General features: G+C 55.3%; 15 protein-coding genes. 3 read left to right on the forward strand and 12 right to left on the reverse strand.

Annotated elements, in window-relative coordinates:
• Nucleotides 1-115: 115 nt before the first annotated feature.
• From FF011L_RS04440 to FF011L_RS04450, 3 genes are all read right to left on the reverse strand, one after another.
• A complete protein-coding gene (locus FF011L_RS04440; RefSeq protein ID WP_246109736.1) occupies nt 116-2,383 on the reverse strand; it encodes a DUF1549 and DUF1553 domain-containing protein in 2,268 nt (755 codons plus the stop codon).
• Between the two features lie 72 nt (nt 2,384-2,455).
• Nucleotides 2,456-3,832: a DUF1501 domain-containing protein gene (locus tag FF011L_RS04445; protein WP_145350472.1), complete on the reverse strand. Its 1,377-nt coding sequence runs from the start codon at nt 3,830-3,832 to the stop codon at nt 2,456-2,458.
• Between the two features lie 20 nt (nt 3,833-3,852).
• Nucleotides 3,853-8,508: a PVC-type heme-binding CxxCH protein gene (locus FF011L_RS04450; protein ID WP_145350474.1), complete on the reverse strand. Its 4,656-nt coding sequence runs from the start codon at nt 8,506-8,508 to the stop codon at nt 3,853-3,855.
• 399 nt (nt 8,509-8,907) lie between these two features.
• Between FF011L_RS04450 and FF011L_RS04455 the strand changes: the two genes are divergently transcribed.
• A complete protein-coding gene (locus tag FF011L_RS04455) occupies nt 8,908-9,642 on the forward strand; it encodes a cytidylate kinase-like family protein (RefSeq protein ID WP_145350476.1) in 735 nt (244 codons plus the stop codon).
• A 102-nt stretch (nt 9,643-9,744) separates the two neighbouring features.
• On the opposite strand, the gene FF011L_RS04460 is transcribed toward FF011L_RS04455, so the two are convergent.
• The 7 genes from FF011L_RS04460 to FF011L_RS04490 form a co-directional block, all read right to left on the reverse strand.
• Nucleotides 9,745-11,295, reverse strand: coding sequence for a sialate O-acetylesterase family protein (locus FF011L_RS04460; protein ID WP_145350478.1), 1,551 nt, complete (start codon nt 11,293-11,295; stop codon nt 9,745-9,747).
• An 84-nt stretch (nt 11,296-11,379) separates the two neighbouring features.
• Nucleotides 11,380-12,876, reverse strand: coding sequence for a DUF1501 domain-containing protein (locus tag FF011L_RS04465; protein ID WP_246109737.1), 1,497 nt, complete (start codon nt 12,874-12,876; stop codon nt 11,380-11,382).
• A 25-nt stretch (nt 12,877-12,901) separates the two neighbouring features.
• The gene (locus FF011L_RS26165) at nt 12,902-15,775 is read right to left on the reverse strand and encodes a PSD1 and planctomycete cytochrome C domain-containing protein (RefSeq protein ID WP_218933006.1); all 2,874 of its coding nucleotides are present in this window, start codon (nt 15,773-15,775) and stop codon (nt 12,902-12,904) included.
• Between the two features lie 161 nt (nt 15,776-15,936).
• Nucleotides 15,937-16,740, reverse strand: coding sequence for an indole-3-glycerol phosphate synthase TrpC (gene trpC / locus FF011L_RS04475; protein ID WP_145350480.1), 804 nt, complete (start codon nt 16,738-16,740; stop codon nt 15,937-15,939).
• A 25-nt stretch (nt 16,741-16,765) separates the two neighbouring features.
• The gene (gene purH / locus FF011L_RS04480; RefSeq protein ID WP_145350482.1) at nt 16,766-18,343 is read right to left on the reverse strand and encodes a bifunctional phosphoribosylaminoimidazolecarboxamide formyltransferase/IMP cyclohydrolase; all 1,578 of its coding nucleotides are present in this window, start codon (nt 18,341-18,343) and stop codon (nt 16,766-16,768) included.
• Between the two features lie 89 nt (nt 18,344-18,432).
• A complete protein-coding gene (locus FF011L_RS04485; protein ID WP_145350485.1) occupies nt 18,433-19,575 on the reverse strand; it encodes a glycosyltransferase in 1,143 nt (380 codons plus the stop codon).
• Nucleotides 19,576-20,124, reverse strand: coding sequence for a DinB family protein (locus tag FF011L_RS04490; protein ID WP_145350487.1), 549 nt, complete (start codon nt 20,122-20,124; stop codon nt 19,576-19,578).
• A 535-nt stretch (nt 20,125-20,659) separates the two neighbouring features.
• On the opposite strand from FF011L_RS04490, the gene FF011L_RS04495 reads away from it, so the two are divergent.
• Nucleotides 20,660-21,499 carry a purine-nucleoside phosphorylase gene (locus FF011L_RS04495; protein ID WP_145350489.1) on the forward strand — a complete coding sequence of 280 codons (840 nt, stop codon included), beginning with the start codon at nt 20,660-20,662 and terminating at the stop codon, nt 21,497-21,499.
• A gap of 144 nt (nt 21,500-21,643) precedes the next feature.
• On the opposite strand, the gene fmt is transcribed toward FF011L_RS04495, so the two are convergent.
• Nucleotides 21,644-22,642 (reverse strand): methionyl-tRNA formyltransferase, encoded by a 999-nt coding sequence (gene fmt, locus FF011L_RS04500; RefSeq protein WP_145350491.1) that lies wholly within the window; start codon nt 22,640-22,642, stop codon nt 21,644-21,646.
• Nucleotides 22,635-23,219: a peptide deformylase gene (def, locus tag FF011L_RS04505; protein WP_145350493.1), complete on the reverse strand. Its 585-nt coding sequence runs from the start codon at nt 23,217-23,219 to the stop codon at nt 22,635-22,637. Before def ends, fmt begins: the two co-directional genes overlap by 8 nt.
• Before the next feature lie 126 nt (nt 23,220-23,345).
• On the opposite strand from def, the gene FF011L_RS04510 reads away from it, so the two are divergent.
• A complete protein-coding gene (locus FF011L_RS04510) occupies nt 23,346-25,592 on the forward strand; it encodes a tetratricopeptide repeat protein (protein ID WP_145350495.1) in 2,247 nt (748 codons plus the stop codon).
• Nucleotides 25,593-25,626: the final 34 nt, after the last annotated feature.

Consider the following 25,626-nt stretch of genomic DNA (forward strand, 5'->3'; position numbering starts at 1 on the left):
GGACATGGGGCCGGAGGGGATAGGTGAAGGTCGTTCATTCGCGATCGGTAAATCGTATGCCCGGCGGTTTTGTTCCAGCCGTTTTAGACTGTGATTAAATCCAAGTGAGCGAACCTTAATGGTTGAACGTAAATTCGGCGCTCGTCAATACGCTCCATGCTAAGTCACGCCACGCAACCAAATTTTGATCTTCGTATTCTTGGGTGATTTGCTGTAGTGTTTGGCGTTCTTGTTCGGTTGGCATTCGCGACAGTGCTCGTTCAAACAATGCGGTGAGCACTTGATTCGTGTCGGCACCTTGTTGATCCAGTTGTACCAACAGATTGTCCACTGCATTTAGTTTGGGATTTAGCGTGTCGCCGTTTGATAAATGCAGTACCTGCACCAAGCTGGGTTCCGCACTACGTTCGCATTCGCAGACAATTTCTCTTGGGTTGCGGCCGAACGTTTTCAAAAAGTAAGAGGAAACCGCTGAATCGTACAGTTCGATCGCTCGGGTTCCTGCGGGGTAAAAATCAGTCTTTTGTACATCGGCCCCCGAGAAAGCTACTTGATCAAATGTCGTGGTTGTCTGCAGGACTTGGTCGACCGCGTCAAGCAGGACTTCAGCCATCAGACGACGCGGGTAGTAACGGCTTAGGTAGCGGTCGTCATCTTTGTTGGTTGGCAGTGGAATGCTACTGCGTTGGTAGGTCTCACTTTCCAGGATCACTCGCATTAGACTTTTTAAGTCGAACTGAGCCTCTGCAAGATAATCGGCAGACGCTTGGAGTAACGGTTCGTTGGAGGCTGGGTTGCTAACCCGCAGGTCGTCGACAGGTTCAACCAATCCACGGCCAAAAAAGTTCGCCCATACTCGGTTGGTAATCGCTCGAGCGAAGTAGGGGTTGTCCGCAGTCGTCATCCAGTCGGCCAGCGCCACGCGACGGTCACCAGGAGCATCGAATTCCAGCGGTTGTGAATCCAGCGGAGTCGGTGGTTGTGGTTTCCCGCGTGTCGGTTGGATGACGTCTCCTGAATCGGTAACGTAAAGCGTACGGATCCCGTCGCCGTTACGCGTTTCGCCACCCCAGCCTTTCGCGCGGACTCGGGCGAATAGGTTTGCCATCCCGTAGTATTGATCGTTCGACCATTTCTCCAGTGGATGGTTGTGGCATTTCGCACAGCCGATCGATAGCCCCATAAAAGCCTGACAGGCATTCTCCGTCATCTCTTCAGGAGTCTGATGCAGGGCGTAAAAATTCGTCGCGCCGTTTTCCGTGCTGACGCCGGTCGCTGTTAATATTTGACGAACAATTTTGTCCCATGGACGGTCTTCGGCCACCGCTCCGCGAATCCATTTGTAGTAGGCCTGGACGGCTTGTGGCCGGAGGCGGTTGCCGTTGATCAACAGCATGTCGCTCCACTTGTAGGTCCAGTAGTCGACGTAGTCTTCGCTGGACAACAGACGCTGGATCAGTTGGCTGCGGCGTTCGGGTGCGGGGGTACTTAAGTAGATCTGTCGTTGCTGCTCGTTTGGCAATCGGCCGACGGTATCTAAGAACGCACGTCGCAGGAATGTTTCATCATCGCAACGTGGAGAGGGAGGTAGATTAAGCGTCTGCAGCTGTTCCAGCACCAATTCGTCGATAAAGTTTTCACGTGGTGCTTTCGCGAATAGGCTTGGCGAGGTGGGGTGAGGGAACGAGACGGTCATCCGTGCCAATGCGATTCGGCTTCCAAACCAGACGCGAATTGCCCCTTCACCACTTCCGCGAATGGTTACCAAACCGTTCTCATCCACGCCCGCAATCGATTCGTCCGTTGCTGAGAATTTGGCCCACGAGGTCACATCAACGCTGCCCCCATCATCGTACTGGGCGTGTACTGTAAGCTGAGCTGTGTCGCCGGTTGCCAGGCGAGCCTTTTCGGGGGCGACCTTAATGTTGGTCAGTCTGGCATCCTCTTGGGCTGGTCCCGGGGCTCCAGCGGCGATCCATTCAGCAAGGATTTGGTAATCGCGAGAGTCCGTTTCCAGCCGAATTCCTCCCTTGTGAGGTAAGGTGCCGGTCGGTTTCGCAAGCAGCAAGCTACGCCCGGGGTCCGCGATTTCAATTCGCCTTCCACGATTTTGTTTGGTGATCGCAAGGTAATCGGCTTCGCTATCGAAACCATGCAGCGACAATCGAAATCCTCCTTTACCTGCGAGGGTTCCGTGGCATGCGCCGGCATTGCAGCCGTGCCGCGACAGGATCGACTGCACATCGTTGCGAAAGCTCCAAAGGCGATCGCTGGGGGCTGCTTCAGGTTCCTCGGCAACTGCATTGCAAGACATTGCAAGCAGGCCGATGCAGACCACCATCGCCAAGATGGATCGTCGCGGTGCGGAAGGATTTTGTAACACGTGTTTCTTTCGTCAGGCTGGATTCCGATGCCTCGGTTTAGGCATCAGAGCTTGGAGCGATACCAAAAGTCATTAGCTGAATAATTCGCGGATTTCACGAAAGCCAAAATCGACCAAGGGGAATGGACGGCCGCCGGGACCTGGCAGTTCTGCGTGTAGGTCTAGACCCAGGCTATGGAAAATGGTTGCAATGATCTCGCTGGGCGGTGCCGGGCGGTCGGCTGGGACTCCGCCAATCGGATCGCTCGCGCCGATGGCTCGACCACCCTGAACTCCACCTCCAGCAAAAGTACAACTGAAACATTGTGGCCAATGATCGCGTCCTCCTGCCGGATTCACTTTGGGGGTCCGCCCAAATTCGGCTAAGCCACAGACCATTGTGTCCTCCAACATTCCTCGGTCCGCAAGGTCTTCGATCAAAGCCGAGTAGCCTTGGTCATACATCGGGGCAACAATGTTCTTCATTCCCTCAATGGTCGTGAATGGTTTGCTGCCATGGATGTCCCAGGTCAGTTCATTAAAGACCGTCAGGAACGTATTGACGGTTACAAATCGGACACCGGCTTCCACCAATCGTCGGGAGAGCAAGCAGCATTGGCCAAACCGATTCATTCCGTAGCGTTCGCGTACCGCGGTTGGTTCTTTGGTAAGGTCAAAAGCGGAGCGAGCTTGAGGGCTGTTCATCAGGCGATAGGCTGCAGCGAAGTTTTTATCCATCAGTGCCGCGGATTCGGTCGCTTCAAAAGATCGCATTTTGCCTTCGATGGCGGCCCGCATGCGTCTTCGGCGGTCGATGCGAATATCACCCAGTGAATCGGGCGGCAGCAGATCTGGAACCTTAAAATTCGGCTGGCTAGGATCGGCCATTAGCGCGAAGGGATCGTAGGCTTTGCCCAAAAATCCTCCTGCTTGCCCATTGGGTAGATTGCCGCCGCCGCGCCCCATGGTTTCTGGCAAGACGACGTGAGCCGGTAAATCGGTGCGGCGACCTTTCAGGTACTGCAGCACTGCGCCAGCATGCGGATAGTTCACGCCGCCAGTGAATTGCCGACCGGTCTGCATCATCTGCCAGCCCGCGTCATGGACGGCCGCTGCATTGTGATAACAGGACCGAACAATCGAAAATTTGTCAGCGACCTTTGCGTGTCCCGGAAGGATTTCCGAAATTTGAAAGTCACCCTTTGTGGCAATCGGTTGGAACGGCCCGCGGATCTCCGCAGGGGCCTGCGGTTTCATGTCAAACGTATCAAGCTGGCTAGGAGCCCCCAGGTTAAAGATCATGATGCATGATCGATTGTCTTTGGACTTGTCGGTTAAACCTGCCTCCTTGGCCGCCAGTAATTGAGGCAGACCAAATCCGATTGCTCCTAGCGTACCCGCCTGCAGGAAATCGCGGCGTGTGGTTCCGTTGCAGGTATGCGACTTTCCGCGTGAAATCAAGTTCAGCATGATATGGTTCCTAAAACCCGCTACTTGGAGGGCCGCAGTTCGATTCGGTCTAACCCGACCATGAATCGGCGTAACGCAGATTTGTTGGCCCCGGTAATCTCAAGTTCAAAGGTAAGCGGTTGTCCCTTGGGAATCGTGACTCCTTGCCATTCTAGCGGTTCAGCCAATGACACTTTGGGATCGAACAAATCGATCTCTAAAGGCGATATGCCCGGTCCGCGGACTTGCAGTTGGGCGTAGTCAACGGCTCGAGTTAGATACATCGTGACGTCGTAAGTCCCTTCGGCGGGGACTGGAAGCGTTACCTTTAGTACCGACCCTGGTTTGCCACCCGTCCACCAGAGTTGCGAATCTCCCGACCAATCGCCACCAAAACCGCCCATCGCTTGCGGGCGAAGGGCTCCGGCGGTTGCTTTGCTGCGGGAAACCAACCATTCGCCTTCAAGACGCCAGGTGCCTTCCTGGTCGGGGACGGGAAGTACCTGATCGGCTGACTGACCGGGGAGCGGTACTTGTGAATCACCGCTCAGATATCGAAAAAGTTCGCGGATCTGTTGGTCGGTCATTGGTTCAAGTTGACCTTCGGGCATCAACGACATCTGTGAAAGCACGCGTTCTTCGACGTTCGCTTTGGCAAGCACGACCGATTCCGTCGCGGTTTGCACGGTGACTGCCGATTCGTTTTCGCTTTTAACCAGACCGCTGACCAACCGGCCATCATCCATCAGAAATTGAGTCATCTGGTAATCGCGGCCAATCAGGGCGTTGGGTTCCAGGATGTTTTCCATCCAGTACTTCAAATCGGTTCGGTTGGCACCGGTGATTTCTGGACCGATCGATTCCCCCGTTCCAAACAGTTTGTGGCACTTGCCGCAGTTGGTGTCATATAGCAATCGACCATTGGAACGATCCGCTTTTTGATATGCATTGCCGGACAACAGCTTTTGCAGACGAGTGTACTGTGCCGCTTTTTCCGAGGACGATGTCCCGATCCGGCCCCATGCCTTTTCCAGACGCGCATTTAGTTCGCTGTCGTTTAAAGCGACTGCTTGGCGAACGATAAATGCGGGAACCGTTTGAGAGGCAATTTTTTCGGACTGCATCGCTTCGGCCAATAACTTTGCTGAAGCTAATCGAGCGACCAAGGTGTTCAGTGCAGCGGTTTGGGCTGCAGGTGACAAAGCGTCATATCGAGCGATCAATTGAGCCGCGATTTGGGGATTGTCAAATTGAGCAAGTGCCTTGATCGCAGGGACTGCAACGGCTGGATCCTCCAGGTAGTTCACCAATTTGTCAGCTAGATTCACATCGCCGATTGTCGACAAAATTTTCAACGCAGCCACACGCTGTGAGGCCGGTTTGTCCGTGTCCTCAAATGTCGATTGGTAGTACGGCAGAACGCTGGGATCGCCGAATCCAACGGCGACTGAGCGAGCCGTTTCTTGTAACGCGGGTTCCGCGGTATCCAGAATCTGTTGATAGGACGCAGGCCATGCTTTTGGCATCGGCAGACCTGCGCGGCTGGTCGTTGCCTGCAACAGTTCTTCCAGGATCAGTTTATGATATTTCTTGGCTGCGGACTGCGATACTTGAGCCGCCAGTATCTCGCGACCTTCCTCGGTGGCCGCCGTTCGGCGAATGGTGTATCGCAGAAGGTCGGGCCAACCGCTTTGCATCGCCAGTTGGAAAGCACGACCTGGGTCTTCGCCCGCCAGAGGTTCAAAACCGTACCAAACCAACAGCGGGATATTGCGATCATTCAAGTCGACATGGTGGGTAACCAGTCCGGTGACGATCGGCCAGCGTTGCTCCAGCGGAAGGCGTTGCAGGACCGCAGCAAGCTGACGACGGACTGCAGGGCTGGATTCTGAACGTGCAAGATCCGCAAGCATTGTCAAAGTCGACGCATCCAGCGCTTGCTCGGATTCGCCCAGCATGGTGACAGCCCAGCTTCGGACGTAAGGATCGGAGTCCTTCAAAATTTGCTGCAATGCGGGCACATCCAGTCCGCCGATCGCCCAGTTGGTCCAGAGGGCACGAAGGCGATCGCGTTGACTATTTGTTTCTGCAAATTGGTTCGCCAGTGCTTCTTGTACCTTTGAGCGATCCAGCGTGCCGGCTGCTGCGCGTTCTTGAAGCAAGCGTTGTGCGCGGCGAGCAAAATAGCCGTTGTCGCTTGATAGCCTGGCTGCCAACTGAATGTCGGACTCTTTGCTTAGGTCGAAGCGATAGGGACGTACATCGCCATACCGAAAACGAAACAGTCGGCCGTCACTGCGATTCCAAATTTCTGGCGAGCGGTTGTGGCATGTTTGGGGATCGTGCCAGTCGGAGGTGTAGATGGCCCCGTCCGGCCCGACCATGATTCCAACCCCAATTTGCTGATGATCTTGAGATAGTGAAAAATCGGGGCGATGGCGACCGATGTAGCCGCTGCCCTCATCTTCGACTGCATCGACGACGATTCGATGCCCATGCAGGTTGTGCATCATCAATTGCCCTTGATACTCTGCCGGAAAAACACCACCGTTGTAGATCGCCAGTCCACAATGAGCGTGTCCACCACCAACCATCGACGTGTCGAGTGGTTTTTCGGCGGTAAGTTTCCGGTCCACTCGTCCAGCGTCATTGGCTGAACCGAACGTCCCGTCGCCGTAATGTAAATGGTCAGCGATGGTTGAAATGTCGTCGTAGATATATGGATTGAAGTGAGTTCCTGCTTGGCGAAAATAGCGTCCGCCCTGCTGGATGTGAAACAGATGGGGAATCACGCAGGCTTCAATAAACCAGTCTCCACGATCATTGAAATCAAGTCCCCATGGATTGCTGCTCCCTTCTGCGTAGACTTCGAATTCATGACGAGTGGGATGGTACCGCCAGATCCCTGCGTTGATTGGAATGCGTTGATCATCCTTTGTCCCCGGTTTACCAACGCGAGAGTGTGTGAAGACTCCGTGGCAACCGTATAGCCAGCCGTCGGGGCCCCAAGTAAATGAATTCAGGGTTTCGTGTGTGTCTTGGTAGCCCCAGCCATCCAGTAGGACCTGCGGTTTACCATCGGGGACGTCATCGCCGTCGGCGTCCGGAATGAACATGAATTCCGGAGCCGCTCCGACCCACACGCCACCAAAACCGACCTCGATTCCGCTGGCTAAATTCAGTCCTTCGATAAAGGTTTTTTGTGATTCAAAGGAGCCGTTGGCATCGGCGTCTTCAAGAATGATGATGCGGTCTTTACCTTCGCCTTGCGGTGCTTTCTGCGGGTAGGTGTGTCCCTCAAGAACCCAGATCCTACCCCGGTCGTCGAAGCACATCGCAATCGGTTGAGTGAGTGCGGGTTCGGAAGCAATCAAGTCCGCCTCAAAACCCTCGGGTAGCATCATGTGCTGAGCCGCTTTCTCCGCAGGCACCCCATCGGTGTATTTTGTTTGATCGCGACCTTCCTCGATTTGCCATCGTTTCATTGGCTCGGGAGTCGTTTCCGGTTGACGAATATGCACGGTCAAGCCTTTCTTGCTTGACGACACGATATCAAGCTGGTTGTCCGCATTTAAATCTGTCACCAGTAAATCGGTTCCAACACCTGAATTACGGTCGATCCGATGCGGTACAAATTCGACTCCGTTTTCGCTCCGCTCGCAGCGGAACCAGTACAGAACCGGTTCTTGTCTTCCGCCAACATCGTGGCCGTTATGTGCCCACCAACGTTTGCCGGTAATGATGTCTTGAATGCCATCTTGATCGACATCTGCGAGGACAACCGCGTGCAGTTGACTGAAGACCACACCGTACGGGTTCTTGATTGAGGTATCGCCCATGATGTCGTGGCGTACGAATTTTTCCGGGCCTTGTTGCTCAAACCATGCTAAGCCAAAACCGTGAGCATTCAGCGATGTCACGATGTCCGAGTCTCCGTCACCATCGACATCGGTAACGCCAATCTGTGCACCGCCGCCGCCAATAGGCCCCGGCGCCCATGTGTATTGTTTCCACAGTGGTGCCGAATCCTTGGTGAGGCCCGGATTCTTCCACCAGAATTTCTTGTCCAGTAAATCAACGTGCCCATCGCCGTCGACGTCTCCGATTCCCATCCCATGTGCAAACCGTCCTGCACAGGTTCCGGGGCGTGTGACGCCCGTCCAGACCCATGGCTTTGTGGCGTCTTCGGTGGCCGCGAAGTAGCCGTATTGCCCTTCATGCCCACAAACGATTTCCGGAGTCCCCCCAGGGATCAGGTCATAGAACGCTGGCGATTCGTTGTCGACGTCGCCAGTGATCTCTTTCATTTCCCAGGTTTGGTCGCTTGGATCCCCGCCGGGATGGAGGTACAGACGAGCCGATTTTCCGGGGAAGCCAATCACCAGAACATCGTTGTCGCCATCATTATCGACATCCGAGACATGGCTAAAGAACTGGTCACTGTACTGCGAGATAGGGAATTCTTTTGGAGGAGCAATCTCGTGCGAACGCGTGAAGTCAGGACCACGAAACCACAGAGGCCCCGCGACGATATCGATCTGACCGTCGCCGTCGATATCTCCCGCGGAGGCTCCTTCGGTAAAGAAGTGGTCGTGAATATTCGTCGACGTCCAGCCATTGCCTGCATCGCTTGGCGAGATCACCAAGCACTGAAGTCCGAGGGTTATTCCCAATAAGAAGATAGGCATTCGGATCATTGAGGTTCTCAATTTCGTGAGTCACTGAGGTGAGGATTTGAGCGGGGGAGGTAACGAGGAGAGCGGATGGTCGCGTTCCTGTATGCCTGTTTTGCGGTGCGCAGGTGCCCCTAGTTTAGCTCCTTGGTCGATCGGAATGCTTTCCTACACGCATTTAATTGCGTGCACTGCACAAATTTGCATGTCTATGCGGGGTTTGGGGATGTTGTCGCCCAGCGTGTTCCGGTTGCAGACGGAAGCAAATCTTGATTTCTCACCAGGGAAATAGTGGTTCGAAGCCATTGCTTGGAATGTGCGGCGAATGCTTTGGCACAGAGCGTGCGATGTGGTCATCGCTGCAGTCACTCAGGTCTGCAATTGAAAGTTCAATGTCAGAGAAGCCTTAGGAGGATTCATTAGATGACCGCACTTCATATTGCTGCAATTGAAAAGCGAGCCGAGCAGAAAATTCGTAAATGGGTCGAAGCGGAACACAGTCGAGAACGTTTGGCGAAAGCCGACGTCAGTACAAGTGTCGGTCCTTATCTGATGTTGTCCCGGGAAACGGGGGCCGCAGGCAGCGAAATCGCACAGTTGGTTGGTCAACAATTGCACTGGGATGTACTTGATAAAGAGATCATTGACTACATGGCGGAACACTACGGAACGTCCCGTAGTTTGATCGAGGTGGTTGATGAAAAACATAGCAGCTGGCTAGGCGATATCTTTAACTCGTGGATCGATGGCAATGGGTTCTCCTCGGCGGCCTACATGAATCGATTGAATCGCCTGTTCTTGTTGGCAGCGCATCACGGGAGGGTTGTGATCGTAGGGCGAGGCAGTCGTTACTTGCTGCCTCGTGAAGGAGGGCTTTCCATTCGAATCGTCGCCCCGCTTAACTATCGCATTGCTCGAATCGCCGCCGAGCGTCAGATCGGTCCGAAAGAAGCTCGCAAGTTTGTGGAGCACTCTGACAAAGAACAGGCGGCATTCATCAAAGATCATTTTCATCATCAGTGTGCTGATCCACACGAATATGATTTGGTGATCAATATGGAAAATCGGACTCCGCAAGATGCGGCCGATTTCATTGCCGAAGCTGCCAGGCGATGGATGCAGGTCCATGCAGGGGAAGAAGTTCAGCGAGTCAGCTGACAGCCCGCATTGCCGCAACGGTAACTCTGTTGCGGGGTGCTCTACACGCTCTTTCGCCTCCCCCCGCGTCTAGGCGGGAGGAGGGCAAGCATAACTGGCGGCTTACCAGTTGTCGGTTCGGAAAACAGATGCTGGCAGGTCGTCGCTGTTTTCCAGGTTGGCACCTTCGGGGTTGGATGCCCAGGCGTAGCGGACGGCGACTGGATGGGGAACATTGGGACTTTGGACTTGAACCGAGTTTTTCCCCACGATGGTTGCAGTTGCCCAATGCCACTTCTTGTCTTTGCCGGCGACTTCAAAACGTTTCAGTGGCTTGCCTTCTCCGCTGCGAAGGCCTGTTCCGACGTGATCAAAAGTTACCAGGATCGAATCCCCATCCACTTTGCTTGATTTAAGCAGCGGCCCGGAGATGACCAGAGAACGGCCGTAGTCTTTTGCAAGCGCCCATCGTGCCAGACGTTCGCCCGGGTCCTTTTTGTTTTTGGGATGAATGTCGTTGGCTTCTCCCACGTCATTGATGATCGCCATACCGGTCTTTGGAGTCGTATCGAGAATGAGACGCATGCGGTCTTGAAGAAGCGCCCAATCGTCGGGGGTGCCAGGCTGAGTTGATGGAGCGCGATAATTAGCCAATTGCACGAAGTAGAACGAAAAATCGTCGTCCCAGCGAGATCGCCAGTCACGGATCATAAGCGGAAGGGTTTGGTCGTAGGGAACGGCTCCTGGTTTTGCATTGGCTTCGCCTTGATACCAAATCGCTCCACGCATGGTGTAGCCCACAAACGGATGGATCATTGCATCAAAGAGGACACCTGGTCTTCCTTCGGTTAGCAGCGGACGTTTGGGGGCGGTCGGTCTGCGAGGCATGCGTTTGCGTTCTGCTGCTGGCAAGGCTTTGTTTGCGGCCGCTTTCGCGTTCCACTGCTCAAGCCGAATTTTGTACTGTTTGTCCGCCTTCGCTTGGTCAAAGGTGGCATCCGCCTTTAACGTTGCATCGACCAACCGTTTTGTCCCTGGCAGGGTCGACAATGCTTCGCGGCTGGTGAATGTTTCCACAGGCTTTCCACCCCACGCGGTCTTGATCACCCCAACGGGGATTTCTAGATCTTGATTCAATTTTAGTGCGAAGAAGAATGCAACGGCCGAATACTGTGGAACGGTTTTCGGCGAACAGGCGGTCCAGCTGCCCGCAATATCGTTTTGCGGTTCGGCGGCAGTTGTTGTGGCGGCGTTAAACATTCGCAAGGTAGGATAGTTCGCCTGTTCCATTAACGATTTGTATGCAGGGACTCGGTTCATCGTGAAGGACATATTCGATTGTCCCGAAGCCAACCAAACCTCTCCGACCAAGACATCTTGGATTTCTAACCGGTCGTTTCCTGCTTCGACGGTTAACACGGAACCGTTGGAATTTGCAGGACCCATTTTGAGATGCAATTTCCAGTTGCCATTTGCATCCGCAGTCGTTTGGGATCGCTGACCGTCGAACGAAACACTGACGTCTGCTCGCGGGGCTGCCTGGCCCCAAATCGCAGCTTCCGATTCGCGTTGCAGAACCATGTGGTCGGAAAAGAAATGCGGCATCTGAATTTCCGCATACAACGACGTCGAGGTAATCAGTCCCGCGACTAGGCAAAGTAGATGGCGAATCATTTGAATTAGGGTCCAGTTGAAGGTAGCAGGTGACGGTGTACAGTCTGCTTGCTGCGAACTCGCGACGCAAACGAAGCATCAAAATTAGGCTAAGAGGTCATGGATGACATGGCCGTGGACATCGGTTAAGCGGAAGTCCCTTCCTTGGTAGCGATAGGTCAGACGCGTGTGGTCGATGCCCAACAGATGCAGGATGGTGGCGTTTAGATCGTGAATGTGCATCGTGCCAGGAGTCCACTTTTCCTTGGTCGGTTGTGGCGTTAACGGATTACCGTCTGCATCCGCGATGTTGTATCCAAATTTATCGGTGTGTCCGTAGGTAATCCCCGGCTTGACTCCGCCGCCTGCCATCCAAGTGGTAAAGCATCGAGGATGGTGATCGCGTCCGTAGTTCTCACGTGTCAAGCTGCCTTGGCAATAGACGGTCCGTCCGAATTCGCCACCCCAGACCACCAGCGTATCTTCCAGCAAGCCGCGTTGTTTGAGGTCCGTGATCAGGGCGGCACAGGCCTGGTCGATATCTTTGCACTGGGATTCGTGTTCCGCGGGGAGACGGCCATGGGCATCCCAGCCACGATGGAAAATCTGTACGTTGCGAACTCCTCTTTCCACCAACCGACGAGCATTCAAGCAGCAGGCGGCGAAGGTCCCCGGGGTTTCCGCTTCCTTGCCGTACAAGGTCATCGTTTCGGGGGATTCTTGGGTTAAGTCCATCAATTCGGGGACCGATGCCTGCATGCGATAGGCCATTTCATGTTGATGAATTCGAGCCAGGATTTCGGGGTCGCCAAAGCGGTCGTGTTGCTGTGAATTAAGTGCGGACAATGCGTCCAGCTGTTTTCTGCGGTCGGTACGCGATACGCCAGGGGGATTGCTAAGGTACAAGACCGGATCGCCCTGGCTGCGCATCAGCATCCCTTGGTGATCGGAGGGCATAAAGCCGGTCCCCCACAATCGATTAAAGAGGCTCTGTTCGGGGAACTTTGTTTGTGCATGCATCACCACGTAGTGCGGCAGGTTTTCGTTCATGCTACCCAGGCCGTAACTTAACCATGCCCCAAGACTTGGGCGGCCGGGTATTTGGCTGCCTGTTTGGATGTAGGTAATCGCGGGATCGTGATTAATCGCTTCGGTGAAGGTGCTGCGGATCACACATAGTTCTTTGGCAACCTTTGCGGTGTGAGGGAGCAGTTCGCTGATCCAAACACCGTCCGCATGGTTATCGAATTTTGAAAATTTGTATTTGCTGGGGCAGACTGGTAATCCGTTTTTCTGGTTGGACGTCATGCCTGTCACACGTTGCCCATCGCGCACGTGGTCTGGCAATTGTTCGTTGAACATTTTTGCCAATTCAGGTTTGTAATCCCACATATCCAGGTGGCTGGGGCCGCCACTCATGAATAGATAGATGACATGCTTGGCTTTGGCCGGATGGTGGAGTCCCTCGGTTGTGGAGGCGGCAGAAAGGTCGTCCTGCAGCAGTCCTGCCAGCGAGGCTGTTCCCAGTCCCAGCGCGGCACGGCCAAACAGTTGCCGCCGAGTGGTCATCAATTCGTGTTCGCGAAATGGGCTAATTGTCATCATGCCATCGGGATTAAAGTTCTGCTTAGTACAGTAAAATCGCTACATCGCTTGCCAGCACGGTGGTGACGACTTGAGTCCACGCCGCCATTTCAGTGGGATCGATTCCTTCCTTTGTTTTTGCTTCACCGATGCTGAGCAGTTCTTCCGCGGATGCCGGGGCGGCTTCGTATCGCTGCCGAAGTTGTTGCAGTAAATCAAGGCAAACTTGCTGTTCGGTCGGCGTCGGCGGCCGGCAGGTCAATGTTTTCCACAATCCTTCCAGACGCGCTGAATCGGAAGGGTATTGGTCCAACAGTTGTTCGGCATATTTTCTGCCAATTTCAATTCGTTGCGTTTCGTTCAGCATCCCCAGCGATTGAAGGGCTGTCGTGGTCCGCGATCGGCGGACGCAGCTGGTTTCGCGATCAGGGGCATCAAACAGTGTCATCATTGGATGCGGACTTGTCCGTTTCCAGTAGACATAAAGACTGCGGCGATAAAGCAAATCCCCTTCATCACGGACGTACTGTTTTGTGTTGCTTGCCGGGTGAGCCATCGCCAGCCACATTCCAGCGGGTTGATACGGTTTGACCCCTTCTCCGCCCATTTGGGGATCGAGCAATCCGCTGGCCCACAGCCCCACATCGCGGAGGACCTCGGCATCTAGGCGAAAACTAGGGCCGCGACTCCACAGTCGGTTTTCAGGATCATCGATGTCGTTTCGCCATTTAGAGCTTTGGCAAAACGTGCGGCTAGTGACCATCTGTTTTAGCAGGTGCTTTAGATTCCAGTTGCTCTGATGCATTTCAACCGCCAACCAGTCCAGCAGTTCAGGATGAGTTGGTTGTTGTCCTTGCAAGCCAAAATCTTCCGGAGTCCGAACCAATCCCTCGCCGAAGGTCCGTTGCCAGATTCGATTTACCAAGACTCGTGCGACAAGCGGGTTGTCGGGAGAGGTCAACCAACGCGCCAGCCCAAGTCGGTTTGGCGGGGCGTCGTCGGGAAATGGGTTGAGGACTTTTAAGCCGCTTGGCTGTAGCGGATCGCCAACGGGCATGTCGTATTCGCCCCGTTTCAGCAGGCGTGTTTCACGCGGTTGAGGCAGGTCTTGGGCGATTAAGGTCGAGACGAATTTCGATTGCATGCGATGGGACGCTGCGGCGATTTCGACCGCCGCTGAGTGAAATTCCGAGTCTTTCCACGGCCCATGCGGATCTGCCAACATTTCCAACTGGTCCGATTTGTTGCAGGTTTCCCACGTTTCGTTTGAAGCGAATGCGTCCCAGGGATTTTGTACTTTGGCGATAATCTGGTTGACGTTTTTTCCGCCAACCATTTTAAAACGGAGACGGTGAAGGCCTGATGAGAAATAGGGCCGAGCGATCACCAAGCGATCGTCGGCATCTTGGACGGTGACGACGGTTGGTTTTTCGTCGACCCATAGCTCGGACCCGACAGCTCCTGAGAATGAAACAAGCAGCGATTGATCTTGGGGGACTTCGACCGTTGCGGTCACCCATATCGCTTTTCCGCTGGTTGGTACTTTTCCACGCGAGCTTCGTCCACTGATTTCGCCAGGCAATCCTGCGACGTGCGCGAGTTCCGGTTCGGATGCTTTTTCGTTCGGCTCGGAATCCCAGGTGAAATCCGCGTCGACTGAAACCGGCTTGGACATCTTCCAATCGCTCGACTTCCAGTTGGTCCTCGCGGTGGCGTACTTTCCTAACGCTGTTTCGCGATCGCTTTGTTGAAGAACGCTGGTTGCAGCTTCGATGGTTTCGTCTCTTTGTGCGACGACTTCGGTCCAGGCTTTCCAGGCGGTTTGGTTCGCGGGGACCCACGCGATGGGGCCGTAGGTATAGGAGTTTCCGTCCAGCGCCGGTTCTGCGGTGCTGTTAAAGAACGCCATCAATTGGTAGTACTCGGTATGTTGGATCGGGTCATATTTATGTGTATGGCAGCGAACACAATTCAGAGTCATTCCCATCATGACGGTGCCGAATGTTTCGACTCGATCAAAATTGTTCTTCGCCTGGAATTCTTCTCCGATCGCTCCTCCTTCGCCGGTGCTGGGATTCAATCTTATAAACCCGGTTGCCGCCAGTTGTTCCAAGCTAGGATCCGGCAGCAGATCGCCCGCCAGTTGCCAAGTGATAAAATCGTCCAGTGGCAGATTGTCATTAAAGGCTTTGACAACCCAGTCACGGTAGGCATAGATGCCTCGTTTGTTATCCAGGTGCAAGCCATGGGTATCGCCATATCGAACCGCATCCAACCAGTACCTCGCTTGGTGTTCGCCGAATCGAGGGCTGGCAAGCAGGCGATCGACCAGCCGTTCGTAAGCGTGCTCGGATTCATCTGCGAGAAACGCGTCCAGCATCTTTGGTTCGGGCGGTAGCCCTGTCAGCACAAACGCAGCCCGCCTGGCCAGCGTCGATTTTTCGGCGGCAGGGGCAAAATCAATTTGCTTGGCTTGCAGTTGTTGTTGGATGAAGGCGTCGATCTGCGCTGCGGAGTCTCCTTCGTGCTCGCGGTCTTTGTGTGGTTTCACAAAACCCCAGTGCATCGCGTATTCACCACCCTGTTTGATCCATTGAGAGAGGAGTTCACGTTCGGGCTGCGTGAGAGGTTTTTCGGCATGTTCCGGAGGCATCGGGTCGTCGCTGGAATGAATCCGATGCAACGCGATGCTCTCGCTGGGATTTTCTGGATCGATCGCCCGGTGGCCGCCCAGGTCGGCGTGAGCTGCCGCTGCCGAATCCAACCGGAGTTCACCTTCTTCGGCGTCGGGGCCGTGGCAGAGAAAACATTTGTTGGAAAGTATGGGGAGGATTTGCCTAGCGAAATCGACTTCTTCTTCCGCCAATAAAACGCCAGGGAAAAGCGATAATCCGAAGAGAATGCAGGATCGGAGCATGGGGAGACGGCGTGTGGGAGGGATTTCCAGGCAAAGAACACCCCGGCCATCTTAGCTGATCAGAACACCCAATAGAAACCAATTCAGGATCGGTGCCCATCGCCAAACGGGCTATCGATCTAATCGGAAGCGGAGAAAGATTGTCGCCTTTGGCCCAATGTTTATTTGGGTTGCGAGTTGCAAGGTACCAGAGCCAGTTCTCGAACGGCTGCTTGGATATCCTTTTGACGCATCAATGATTCGCCGACCAGGATCGCTTTGGTGCCAGCAGCGGCGAGCATCGCAACATCGTCGCGGGTGCGGATTCCGCTTTCGCCCACCAGCAGGCGATCTGCAGGGATTTCAGCTCGCATGCGAACGGTGTGCTGCAAATCGGTTTCAAAAGTCCGTAGGTCGCGATTGTTCACCCCGACCAGTTTTCCGCCCGTTGCTAAGACTGCGGGGAGGTTGCTTGGTTCGTACAGTTCAATCAGCGATGTCATGCCAAGTTGTCCGGCTAATTCATATAATTCAATCAGCTGGTCTGGGCTTAGGCATTCGGCAATCAGGAGGATCGCATCGGCGCCAGCACTGCGGGCTTCGTAGACTTGGTACGGATCGACAATGAAGTCTTTGCGTAAGAGCGGTCGGTCAACCGCGGCCCGGATCGCTTTCAAGTATTCCAAGTCGCCTTGGAAAAACGGTTTGTCGGTCAGCACGCTAATGCAGGCCGCCCCGGCTTCTGCGTAGCAGGTCGCAATTTCGACTGGGTCGAAATCGTCGCGAATGACTCCGGCGGAAGGGCTTGCTTTTTTGACTTCCGCGATCAACTGGACATGGTCGCCTGCCTGCAACGCACCGAAGAAATCGAGCGGTGGCGGAGCTTGAGCGGCGGCCAGTTGCACTTCCGCAAGCGGCCGTTGCAGCTTTGCAGCGGCGACGGTTTGCTTTGTGCGGGCAACGATCTTGTCGAGGACAGTAGTCAATGCAGCTTGCTTTCTTGAATCCAGATCAATGTCGGAAGTGTCGGCGACCGGTCATGACCATTGGGATCTGATGACGATCACAGGCTTCGATCACTTCTTGGTCACGCCGTGATCCACCCGGCTGGATGATCGCAACGATTCCAGCTTCGGCTGCGGCTTCGATCGAATCGGGGAAAGGGAAAAACGCATCGGATGCCAAAACGCTTCCGGTTGCACGGTCTCCTGCTTTGTCGATCGAAATATCGACACTGTCAACGCGGCTCATCTGACCAGCACCGACACCGATCAAGGCGGTATCTTTGGCAAGCACAATGGCATTGCTCTTCACGTGCCGGACCATTTCCCAGGCAAACGAGATGTCGTCCCACAGCGCGTCGGTGACTTGGGTTTGAGTGGGGGTTTTCCACTGCAGCGATGCCGATGGAAGTCGATCCGCATCTTGGATTAGCAGGCCGCCACTGATGAAGCGTCGTTCGGTCGAGCGGTTAGGATCGTCCAGGCGTCCGACTTGCATCAAGCGTACGTTTTCACGCCACTTTGGTTTGGTGGTCAGCAAGCCAACCGCTGCCGCTTCAAAATCAGGAGCGACAATCGCTTCGATGAACAAGCCCGGTTCGCAGAGAGCTTCTGCCGTAGCGAGATCGACGGTACGGTTGAAACCTAGCACGCTGCCAAAGGCACTTAGTGGATCACCTTCCAGTGCTTTGCGGCAGGCACGAGAAAGTTTGTCGGCGGTTGCCGCACCACAAGGATTGTTGTGCTTGATGACCGAGGCAGCGGGTTGTGAGAATCCGCGAACGATGGACAACGCGGAATCAAGGTCCAGCAAGTTGTTGTAGGAAAGCTCTTTGCCATTTAGTTGCCGTGCGCTAACCAGGTTGGCCGCACGAACATTGGGTTCGGCGTAGAGGGCCGCTTTTTGGTGAGGGTTTTCACCGTAGCGAAGCAGGTTCTTGCGTCGAAAGTTCATGCTCATCGTTACCGGGAATTCACCCGATACCGATTCGCCACTGAGGTAATCGGCAATCGCTCGGTCGTAAGCTGCGGTGTGCTGAAACGCTTCGCATGCCAGTCGCTGGCGGAATTCCAGGGTGGTGCCACCTAGGGTCTGCAGCTGTTCCAGGATTTCGCGGTACTGTTCCGGTGCGGTTGCGACGGCCACATCTTGTTGATTTTTGGCAGCAGCACGCACCAAGCTTGGGCCGCCGATGTCAATTTGCTCGATCGCTTCGCTACGGGAGACGCCTTGCCGAGCGACTGTTTCGCGGAACGGGTAGAGGTTGACCACGACCAAGTCGAAAGGTTCGATGTCGTGATCGTCGATGGCCTGCATGTGGTCGTCGCGTTCCCGACGAGCCAGGATGCCACCAAAAATCTTTGGATGGAGGGTTTTTACCCGGCCATCCAGCATTTCAGGGAACCCCGTGTAATCGGCCACGTCTTGAACCGGAATTCCGCAGTCTTCCAGGTGACGAGCGGTCCCACCGGTGCTGAAAATTTGCACACCAGCACGGTGTAGACCTGCAGCAAAATCGGCAAGGCCAAGTTTGTCACTAACACTGATCAATGCGTTTCGAATAGGAACGGCGTCAGGCACAGCCATTTTTCCAATTTTGGGGGAAGTGTTATTTCGTCTGCGTTTTTAGTGTTGGTGTAAGGATAAACGGCTTTGCGGTCAACGGGGCGCGGTCTCTACCGGTCGGATCCTGACCCTCCAGTGGGTGATTGTGACAGTTGTTCCAGATAGAGCTGCTCGTACCTCTGGACCATTTCTGTCAGGCTGAAATGACTGGCCACATGGTTGCGGTTTTCCGCACCGATTCGCGAAGCCAGTTCGGGGTCTGCTAGGAAGGTGATGATCGCTTTGGCGGTCCCCGAAACGTCCCCCTGCGGCACACACTGCAACTGCAGGTTTGCTGCTAGCAGTTCAGCGGCTCCCTCCACTTCGTTGCAAACCACCGGTTTTCCGCAGGCCATCGCCTCAAGGACGACGTTCGGCATCCCCTCGTAGTGGCTGGTCAGCACCAGTAGTTGGCAGGCGTGCAGGTAAGGGGCAATTTCCGCTTGCCAGCCGATCCGTCGAGCTCGCTGACCAGGCAATTTTTCCAGTTCCGTGTTGCATTGGTCACGCAGTGGACCGTCCCCAATCATGACCAGCCATGCGTTGGGATCTGCCTGCAAAACCTGCTCGGCTGCGGCAAACAGTCGCTCAAGTCCTTTTTGTGGATCAAGTCGCCCTACGAAGAGGATCACCTTCGCGTCGGATGGGATGTCGTGTCGCCGCCAGTCGATCGGGTACGTCGTTTCCCAGCGAGCGATATCGATTCCGTTGGGGATGACCACCGGGGGGCGTTTTGTTGCAGTGCAAAGCCGGTTCTGTTGAACGAATTCGGCGACCGCTTGGCTTACGCAGACGATGGCTTGCATTTTTGCGACAGCCCAGCGTTCGATACGCAATCGCCACGGGGTCGGGTCGGCAACGCGAACGCCTCCGATGCAGATTTCAACTTTGGCAATTTTGGCGGCGATCGTTCCCAGGACATTGGCGTGAAACAGGAATGTCTGGACCACGTCGGGCGGATCGCGGCGAATCATCCGGCTCAGTCGGTTCAGGGCAAATGGAGCAAGCCAGATGGAGCCCGATTCCAGCGATTCAAAAGGAATCTTCGCCTCATGCAATCGTTTTAGCAAACCATCGCGAGGTTTTAGCGGGGGCGGGCCCAGTGAAATCACACGGACGCGATGACCTCGCGCATGCAGCCCGAGGGCCAATTCGGTCAGGCAGCGTTCCGCCCCCCCCGTGTTCAGTTCCGTGATGATCAAGTCGATCCGCATTTAGTTCTCGCTGGGGGGCGTTTGGCTGCGGGAGATAACGATCTGCAGGTGGTGTTCCATGTGTCCGGCAAGGACCCAAGCCAGCCCACGAACGTTAATTGAATTCCCTGAAACGTTGCCGAATCGGTCCCAGGCGTTGGGGCGTAGGCGTTGAAGAAGGCGGATGTTGGCTTGGCGCAACAGGCCGATTTCCTCAATCAGCCAGCTCAGTTTTCCGCCCATTCCAAAGCGGCTGTCTCCGTATTGTTGCTCGTCCCAGCTGAGGTGAGGGGCGGGGTCTCCAGCAGCAATCCGAAGCATCCGATATCCAAAAATACGCTCCGAATCTGCTAGGTGGGAATAGACCTGGCGGATGGTCCACTGGTAGGGAGCGTGGACCGTATCGATCTGGTCCGTTCCGACATTGCTGGCTGAATTGCACAGGAGTGTCATCTGGTCCCTGAAGATCTGCAGGATGTCGTCTCCCATCACTCGTCCCGCCAGTTCTTGGTAGTACGTGTGGCCGCCAAATTCGGATGCAGCAGGACGTCTAGAAACGGTCGTGTTCATATTGCTAATTGGTATGGAGAGAGCCGCGGAGGGTGCCAACGTTCCGCCTGGAAGGTGAGTTGGGGGGAACCGCTTCGCATTCTAAACGACCGCACACCAATCCGCCTCCGGGGGACGTGAAATGTACAAGGGACGGTGCAGCATCATCCTAACCGATTGTGGCCTTTCGCTCGGGGCGTGAAATCGATTGGCGACGATCGCTACGGCGGTCGCGTCACCAATCGATTTCACGTCTCGGAGAGACGCGGCTACGGTGCAATTTCACGTCTCGGAGAGACGCGGCTACGGTGCAATTTCACGTCTCGGAGAGACGCGGCTACGGGCAATCTGTCGTGGGAACGTCTGCGTGGCTTGGCTGCGTCTGACGTGTGTGGCGAGCGGTCTGGGATTCGCGTCAACTGGCCTCGGAATCGTCTCTTTGATAGGATCGCTTGCGAAACCGAACGGCTTGTACCGGTCTGCGGATCATGCGTTTTCGCTTGGACCGTCGCCGACGCTGCTTCATGGCCCCTTTATGCTGTCCGCTGGAGAACCGATGCTCGATCTTTTCGAAAAAATTAACGACGCCACCGCTGCCATCAAAAAAGTCTGGGACCGATCGCCCCGAGCCGGCATTATCTTGGGGACCGGTCTGGGTGGTTTGGTTGAAGAGATCGATGTCGAAGCGACCATTGAATATGGCGACATCCCTCACTTTCCGACATCGACGGCGACCAGTCATCGCGGGCGTTTGGTTTGCGGGATGTTGCAAGGGATTCCTGTGGTTGCGATGGAAGGGCGTTTCCATATGTACGAAGGTTACCCTCTAAAGCAAATCACTCTGCCGGTTCGTGTTTTCAAAGCGCTGGGGGCTGAGTTGCTGGTTGTTTCGAATGCCTGTGGTGGATTGAATCCTTACTATCAGTCGGGCGACATCATGGTGATCGAAGACCAGATCAATCTGATGGGCGACAATCCCCTTATCGGTGTCAACGACGACCGCTTGGGACCGCGTTTTCCTGACATGTGCGAACCGTATGATCAGCAGTTGATCGATCGCTTGATGGACGTTGCCCGACGCGAGAATATCGTTGCGCACAAAGGGGTTTTTGTCGCAGTCGCGGGACCCAATTTAGAAACTCGAGCCGAATACCGGTTCCTTCGCACGATCGGTGCCGACGTCGTCGGAATGAGCACGGTCCCTGAAGTTTTGGTGGCGGTCCACTGCGGATTGAAGGTGGTTGGGTTGTCGGTCGTTACCGACATGTGCCTGCCAGATGCTCTTCAGCCTGCCAATGTCGAACACATCATCGCAATTGCCAACCAAGCCGAACCGAAGCTTCGCACGATGGTTCGTGGTGCGATCAATACGCTGGCCGAAATTCGCCTCGCGTAGCGTTTTGTTAGATGTTGCACCGTTTTGGCTGCATTCTTCCATGCGGCCCCCCGCGGTCGCTCGCTGGCGAGAGAAAGAAGACGGCATTGGGTTTGTGCCGTCTCGCTTGTGCGTGTTGTGGGGCGAATTTGCCGTGGGGCGAATTTACTGGCCGCTAAAGCGGGCCTCTGCCGACAGGGGGTGGCCTCGCAGGAAGTCGGCGACGGCCATCGGTTTTTTTCCGGCGGGCTGTAGTTGATCGATTTGCAGCAGCCCTGTTCCGCAAGCCACGAACAGGTCTGAGTTTTCTTCGTCAACGACGATCTGTCCCGCCTGCAGGTTGCTTGCTCGCGTTTGGTTGGATGGGGCGGCCTTCAGGACCGTGATTCGAACCGCTGGTTTGTCGCTCCGGTGTAGGAACGTGAATGCGGTGGGCCAGGGCTGCATCGAGCGAATTTGGAAATCAACCTGAGCCGCACTTTGGGACCAGTCGATGGCTCCGTCTTTTTTCTGAAGCCGCGGAGCTCGAGAGGCCTTTGAGTTGTCTTGCGGGACGCCGATTGGTTCCATTCCGTCCCACCCCGCCAATTGCTTTAGGGCCGCCAGCGTCGCTGCGACTCCATCTTCGGCCAGGCGGTGTTCAAGTTCTCCCGCGGTTTCATGGTCCTGAATTTTCAGGGGCCGCTGGGCGACGACGGGGCCGCCGTCCAGTCGCGGAGTCATGTGGATGATCGACACGCCGGTTTCCGATTCGCCTTTGCGCATCGCCCACTGCACGGGGGCGGCACCGCGATAGGCCGGCAGCAGTGATCCGTGTAGGTTCAGTCCTCCCTTGGGAGCCACCGCCAGGGCTTGGTCGCTTAAGATTTGTCCGTAATCGCAGACGAACAGAATGTCAGGGCTGTGGCTGCGGATCGTTTCGATCGCGGCGGGGTCATTGATCGAGGGGGGATCAAAAAGTGGCAGTTGGTGGGCCTCGGCCCATTCGCGTACGGGGGCAGGAGGCGGTCCGCTGCGGCTCTTTTTCGTCAAGGCTGGGCGGGTCACGACCAAGGGGATTTCCATCCCCGCTTGCCGAATCGCTTCGAACGAAGGGACGGCAAAGGGGCCGGTTCCCATCAAAATGATTCGCATCTCTTTTGCTTTGTTATCTAGATCAGGCATATCGGTTTAGCCACTCGGCTTGTTCTTTTATGATCGACTGGTCCGAGGGGATGGTTCCGCCCGCTTGCCGGCTGCGGAATTCAAATTCGAATTCTTCCAGCAGAGGGTCGATTTCTTTGCGAGCACCTTCGGGCATGCGGTCGAAGAACATGGTTCCGTCCAGGTGGTCGGTTTCGTGCTGCAGCACCCGTGCGAAAAAGCCCTCGCAGGTAAAGTTCAGCGGGGTCCCTTGCAGGTCGTAGCCCGAGAACTGAATTTGCTTGGCTCGGATGACATCCCCGAAGACGCCGGGGACGCTTAGGCAGCCCTCCCGGTCGGGTTCTCTGCCCTTGGGGCGTTGGATGACCGGGTTGATGACCACCATCTCTTCCCCTTCGCCCTGCTTGCCCGTTGGGTTGAGGACAAACATCCGGAGGGGCAAGGCGACTTGGTTGGCGGCCAGGCCGACTCCTTCGTGGCAGTACATCAGTTCGATCATCTCGGCAGCCATCATTCGCAGTTCTTTATCGACCCGTTTGATGGGCCGGCTGGGGAACCGAAGGGTTGGATGCGGATAGTTGACAATTTCCAGCGGCATTCGACTGTACAGGAGCAGCGTAAAACGATGAGGAAAAACTAGGCAAATTGCCCGGTTTCTGAAGCTTCCATCCTATCGCCGTTGTCGCCGGGAAGGGAGGGCGCTACTTTTTCGAATAGGCCGCTCATGTTATGGTCTCTGTCTAATTGTGCACGAAGCGAGGAAGCCGGCTGTTTCTGGACGGCTGGCGACCAATTTACCTTTCAGCGGAACCGGCCCCCCCAAATGACCATCGACACCTATACGACTTGCCCCTGTGGTAGTGGCAAGAAAATCAAGTTTTGCAAATGCAAAGATTCCGTTGGTGAAATGGACCGCGTGGTCAAGATGATGGAAGGGGGGCAATTGGTTGCCGCCTTAGATCGACTGAACCAAATTCTTGAAGAGCATCCCTCGGCAGCTTGGGCGTTGGCCGTGCGAGGACGTTTGCTGATTGAAATGCGGGAATACGGTACGCTCGCCAGCAATGCCGAACGATTTGTGCGGTTGCAGCCTTCGAACCCGCTGGCACTTGCCCAGTTGTCGCTCGCTTTGATGACCAAGGGAGATGTGGCCAAGGCGACGGAGACGATGCTGCAAGGGCTGAATGAGGTCGGCCCGGATGTCGATCAATTCTTCCTGATGGTTTCCAGTACGGTCGCGATCGCTCACCTTGAAAACCGAGCCTTCTTGAGCGCGACGGCGTGGGATTCGTTGAGCCAAAACCTCCCTGAATTTCAAGAGCAGCGGGAGCGATCCGCCGGTCGTATGCTCAGCCGATCGCCTGAAGTGAATCAGTTTCTGAAGGGGCCGTTTGCTCTGTTGGAACGCCCCGAGGATGTGGAGTGGGGCGAGCGGTATGACGAAGCCGCTGGTTTGATGCATCATGTTCGCATTCTGGCTGCAGAGCCCAAGTTGGAGTCTCTGGACCGGCAGTATCGCGGTGAACCTGCGATCTTGTCAGGACTGCTGAACTGTGCCATTTGGCGTGGTGATGTGGAACGCCAACAAGCGTTGTTCGGAAAACTGGCCAAGTGTGAATCGCTTGGCGATGAAGAACAGGCTCGGATGCTGGCCCTTTCGGCTCTGGTTGAGCCCGACAGTTCGTTGATGTCGGTGGGGATGGAAGAACATGTCTATACGATCAACGACTTCGAAGCATTTACCGTTGCCTGTACCGCGAACTCTCGGATCGTTGGTAAGCCGGTTGACGATTCATATCCGGCCGAAGCCGAGGATGGCGGCGTGCCTCCGCGATTTGCTTATCAGATTCTGAATGCTCCGTACCCTGAGGTCGCCAGTGCTGCGGAATTGCCGCCGGTCGCGGAAGTTCCCGGTGTTTTGGCCAGTGCCCTCGCGTTTGGTCGCCAGACCGACCGTGCCGCTCGGCTGAAGGCTTACGTCATGGCAAGCAAGGCTGACGCTCTGAAGTCTCTGTTGACGGATCTTCTGGGTGGCGAAGTCGAGATGACTTCGGAGACTCTGCGTGTCTTCATGGCTCATTCGCTTCAGCGAGAAATGCCTCATCCGTTTCAGGCCGCCCTTGCCGGGAAGACTGATTCCTCGGCAGCGAGTGTCGAGTATCTGCGGGAAGGCTTTGTCGATACGGTCATGCAGCTGAAATTGCCTCTTTTCGATGACAAAGCCGTCTCGGAAGTGGTCGACGACGATCAGTACCGCATCCAGCGTTTAGCGTTGGTCCGGACCCTGCAGAATCAGTCGGATTTGGCGATCATTCAAGGCGAAAATCTCGCCAAGCTGGCAGAGAAGCTTGGGGTTTCCGACCTCCCGCCGATTGTTGTCACCGATGCTGAATCGGAAAACGTGAAGGTTTACGAATTGCCGCAAGTCGATTTGTCGCAGGCGGATGCAGAAACCACGTTTTTATACCTGAACTACGCCGAAGCCTACGTCTCTCGCTCGGCAGTCATGGAAGCCGCCGATCGGCTGATTGAGCTGGATCCTCCAGGAGACCTTCGCAGGGCTAAACTGGCCGCCTATGTCGCCAAGGCGTCGGGAGCCCCGGACCATGCGGAAGCGTTGGCCATTCTTGGAGAAGGGCGTCAGTGGGCAGAAGCGAACGAAGTCCCTGCTCCTTCGATTCTTCTTTCCATCCTGCCTCATGCCTTGTTAGGTGGAGCCGGTCCGGTCTTTGAAGAGACGGTGTCGAAGCTGTTGTCCGAGTATCGTGAAGATCCAAACGTGATGGCTCGCCTGCAGCAATTGCTGGTTAATTTCGGGTTGATCAATCCAGATGGGACGCCTCGCAATGCTCCACAGGCAAGCCCTGAACCGCAGGGTGGTCTTTGGACGCCTGATCAAGGGGACGCTCCTGCGGGAGCTCCACCAGCCGCCGATGGCGGAAGTAAGCTTTGGGTTCCAGGAATGGACTGATCGATCGATGAAAGCATGAGGCGGTTCGGCTGGT

Origin of the sequence: Roseimaritima multifibrata, assembly GCF_007741495.1 — a bacterium.
Taxonomy (GTDB): Bacteria; Planctomycetota; Planctomycetia; order Pirellulales; family Pirellulaceae; genus Roseimaritima; species Roseimaritima multifibrata.

Excerpts from the sequence above, each read along its gene's own strand:
- FF011L_RS04510 (WP_145350495.1), top strand. The coding sequence starts at position 23,346 with ATGTTATGGTCTCTGTCTAATTGTGCACGAAGCGAGGAAGCCGGCTGT.
- FF011L_RS04465 (WP_246109737.1), bottom strand. The coding sequence starts at position 12,876 with ATGACAATTAGCCCATTTCGCGAACACGAATTGATGACCACTCGGCGG.
- FF011L_RS04490 (WP_145350487.1), bottom strand. The coding sequence starts at position 20,124 with ATGAACACGACCGTTTCTAGACGTCCTGCTGCATCCGAATTTGGCGGC.
- FF011L_RS04485 (WP_145350485.1), bottom strand. The coding sequence starts at position 19,575 with ATGCGGATCGACTTGATCATCACGGAACTGAACACGGGGGGGGCGGAA.
- FF011L_RS04445 (WP_145350472.1), bottom strand. The coding sequence starts at position 3,832 with ATGCTGAACTTGATTTCACGCGGAAAGTCGCATACCTGCAACGGAACC.
- FF011L_RS04455 (WP_145350476.1), top strand. The coding sequence starts at position 8,908 with ATGACCGCACTTCATATTGCTGCAATTGAAAAGCGAGCCGAGCAGAAA.
- purH (WP_145350482.1), bottom strand. The coding sequence starts at position 18,343 with ATGGCTGTGCCTGACGCCGTTCCTATTCGAAACGCATTGATCAGTGTT.
- def (WP_145350493.1), bottom strand. The coding sequence starts at position 23,219 with ATGCCGCTGGAAATTGTCAACTATCCGCATCCAACCCTTCGGTTCCCC.
- FF011L_RS04460 (WP_145350478.1), bottom strand. The coding sequence starts at position 11,295 with ATGATTCGCCATCTACTTTGCCTAGTCGCGGGACTGATTACCTCGACG.
- FF011L_RS04495 (WP_145350489.1), top strand. The coding sequence starts at position 20,660 with ATGCTCGATCTTTTCGAAAAAATTAACGACGCCACCGCTGCCATCAAA.
- FF011L_RS26165 (WP_218933006.1), bottom strand. The coding sequence starts at position 15,775 with ATGCTCCGATCCTGCATTCTCTTCGGATTATCGCTTTTCCCTGGCGTT.
- fmt (WP_145350491.1), bottom strand. The coding sequence starts at position 22,642 with ATGCCTGATCTAGATAACAAAGCAAAAGAGATGCGAATCATTTTGATG.
- FF011L_RS04450 (WP_145350474.1), bottom strand. The coding sequence starts at position 8,508 with ATGATCCGAATGCCTATCTTCTTATTGGGAATAACCCTCGGACTTCAG.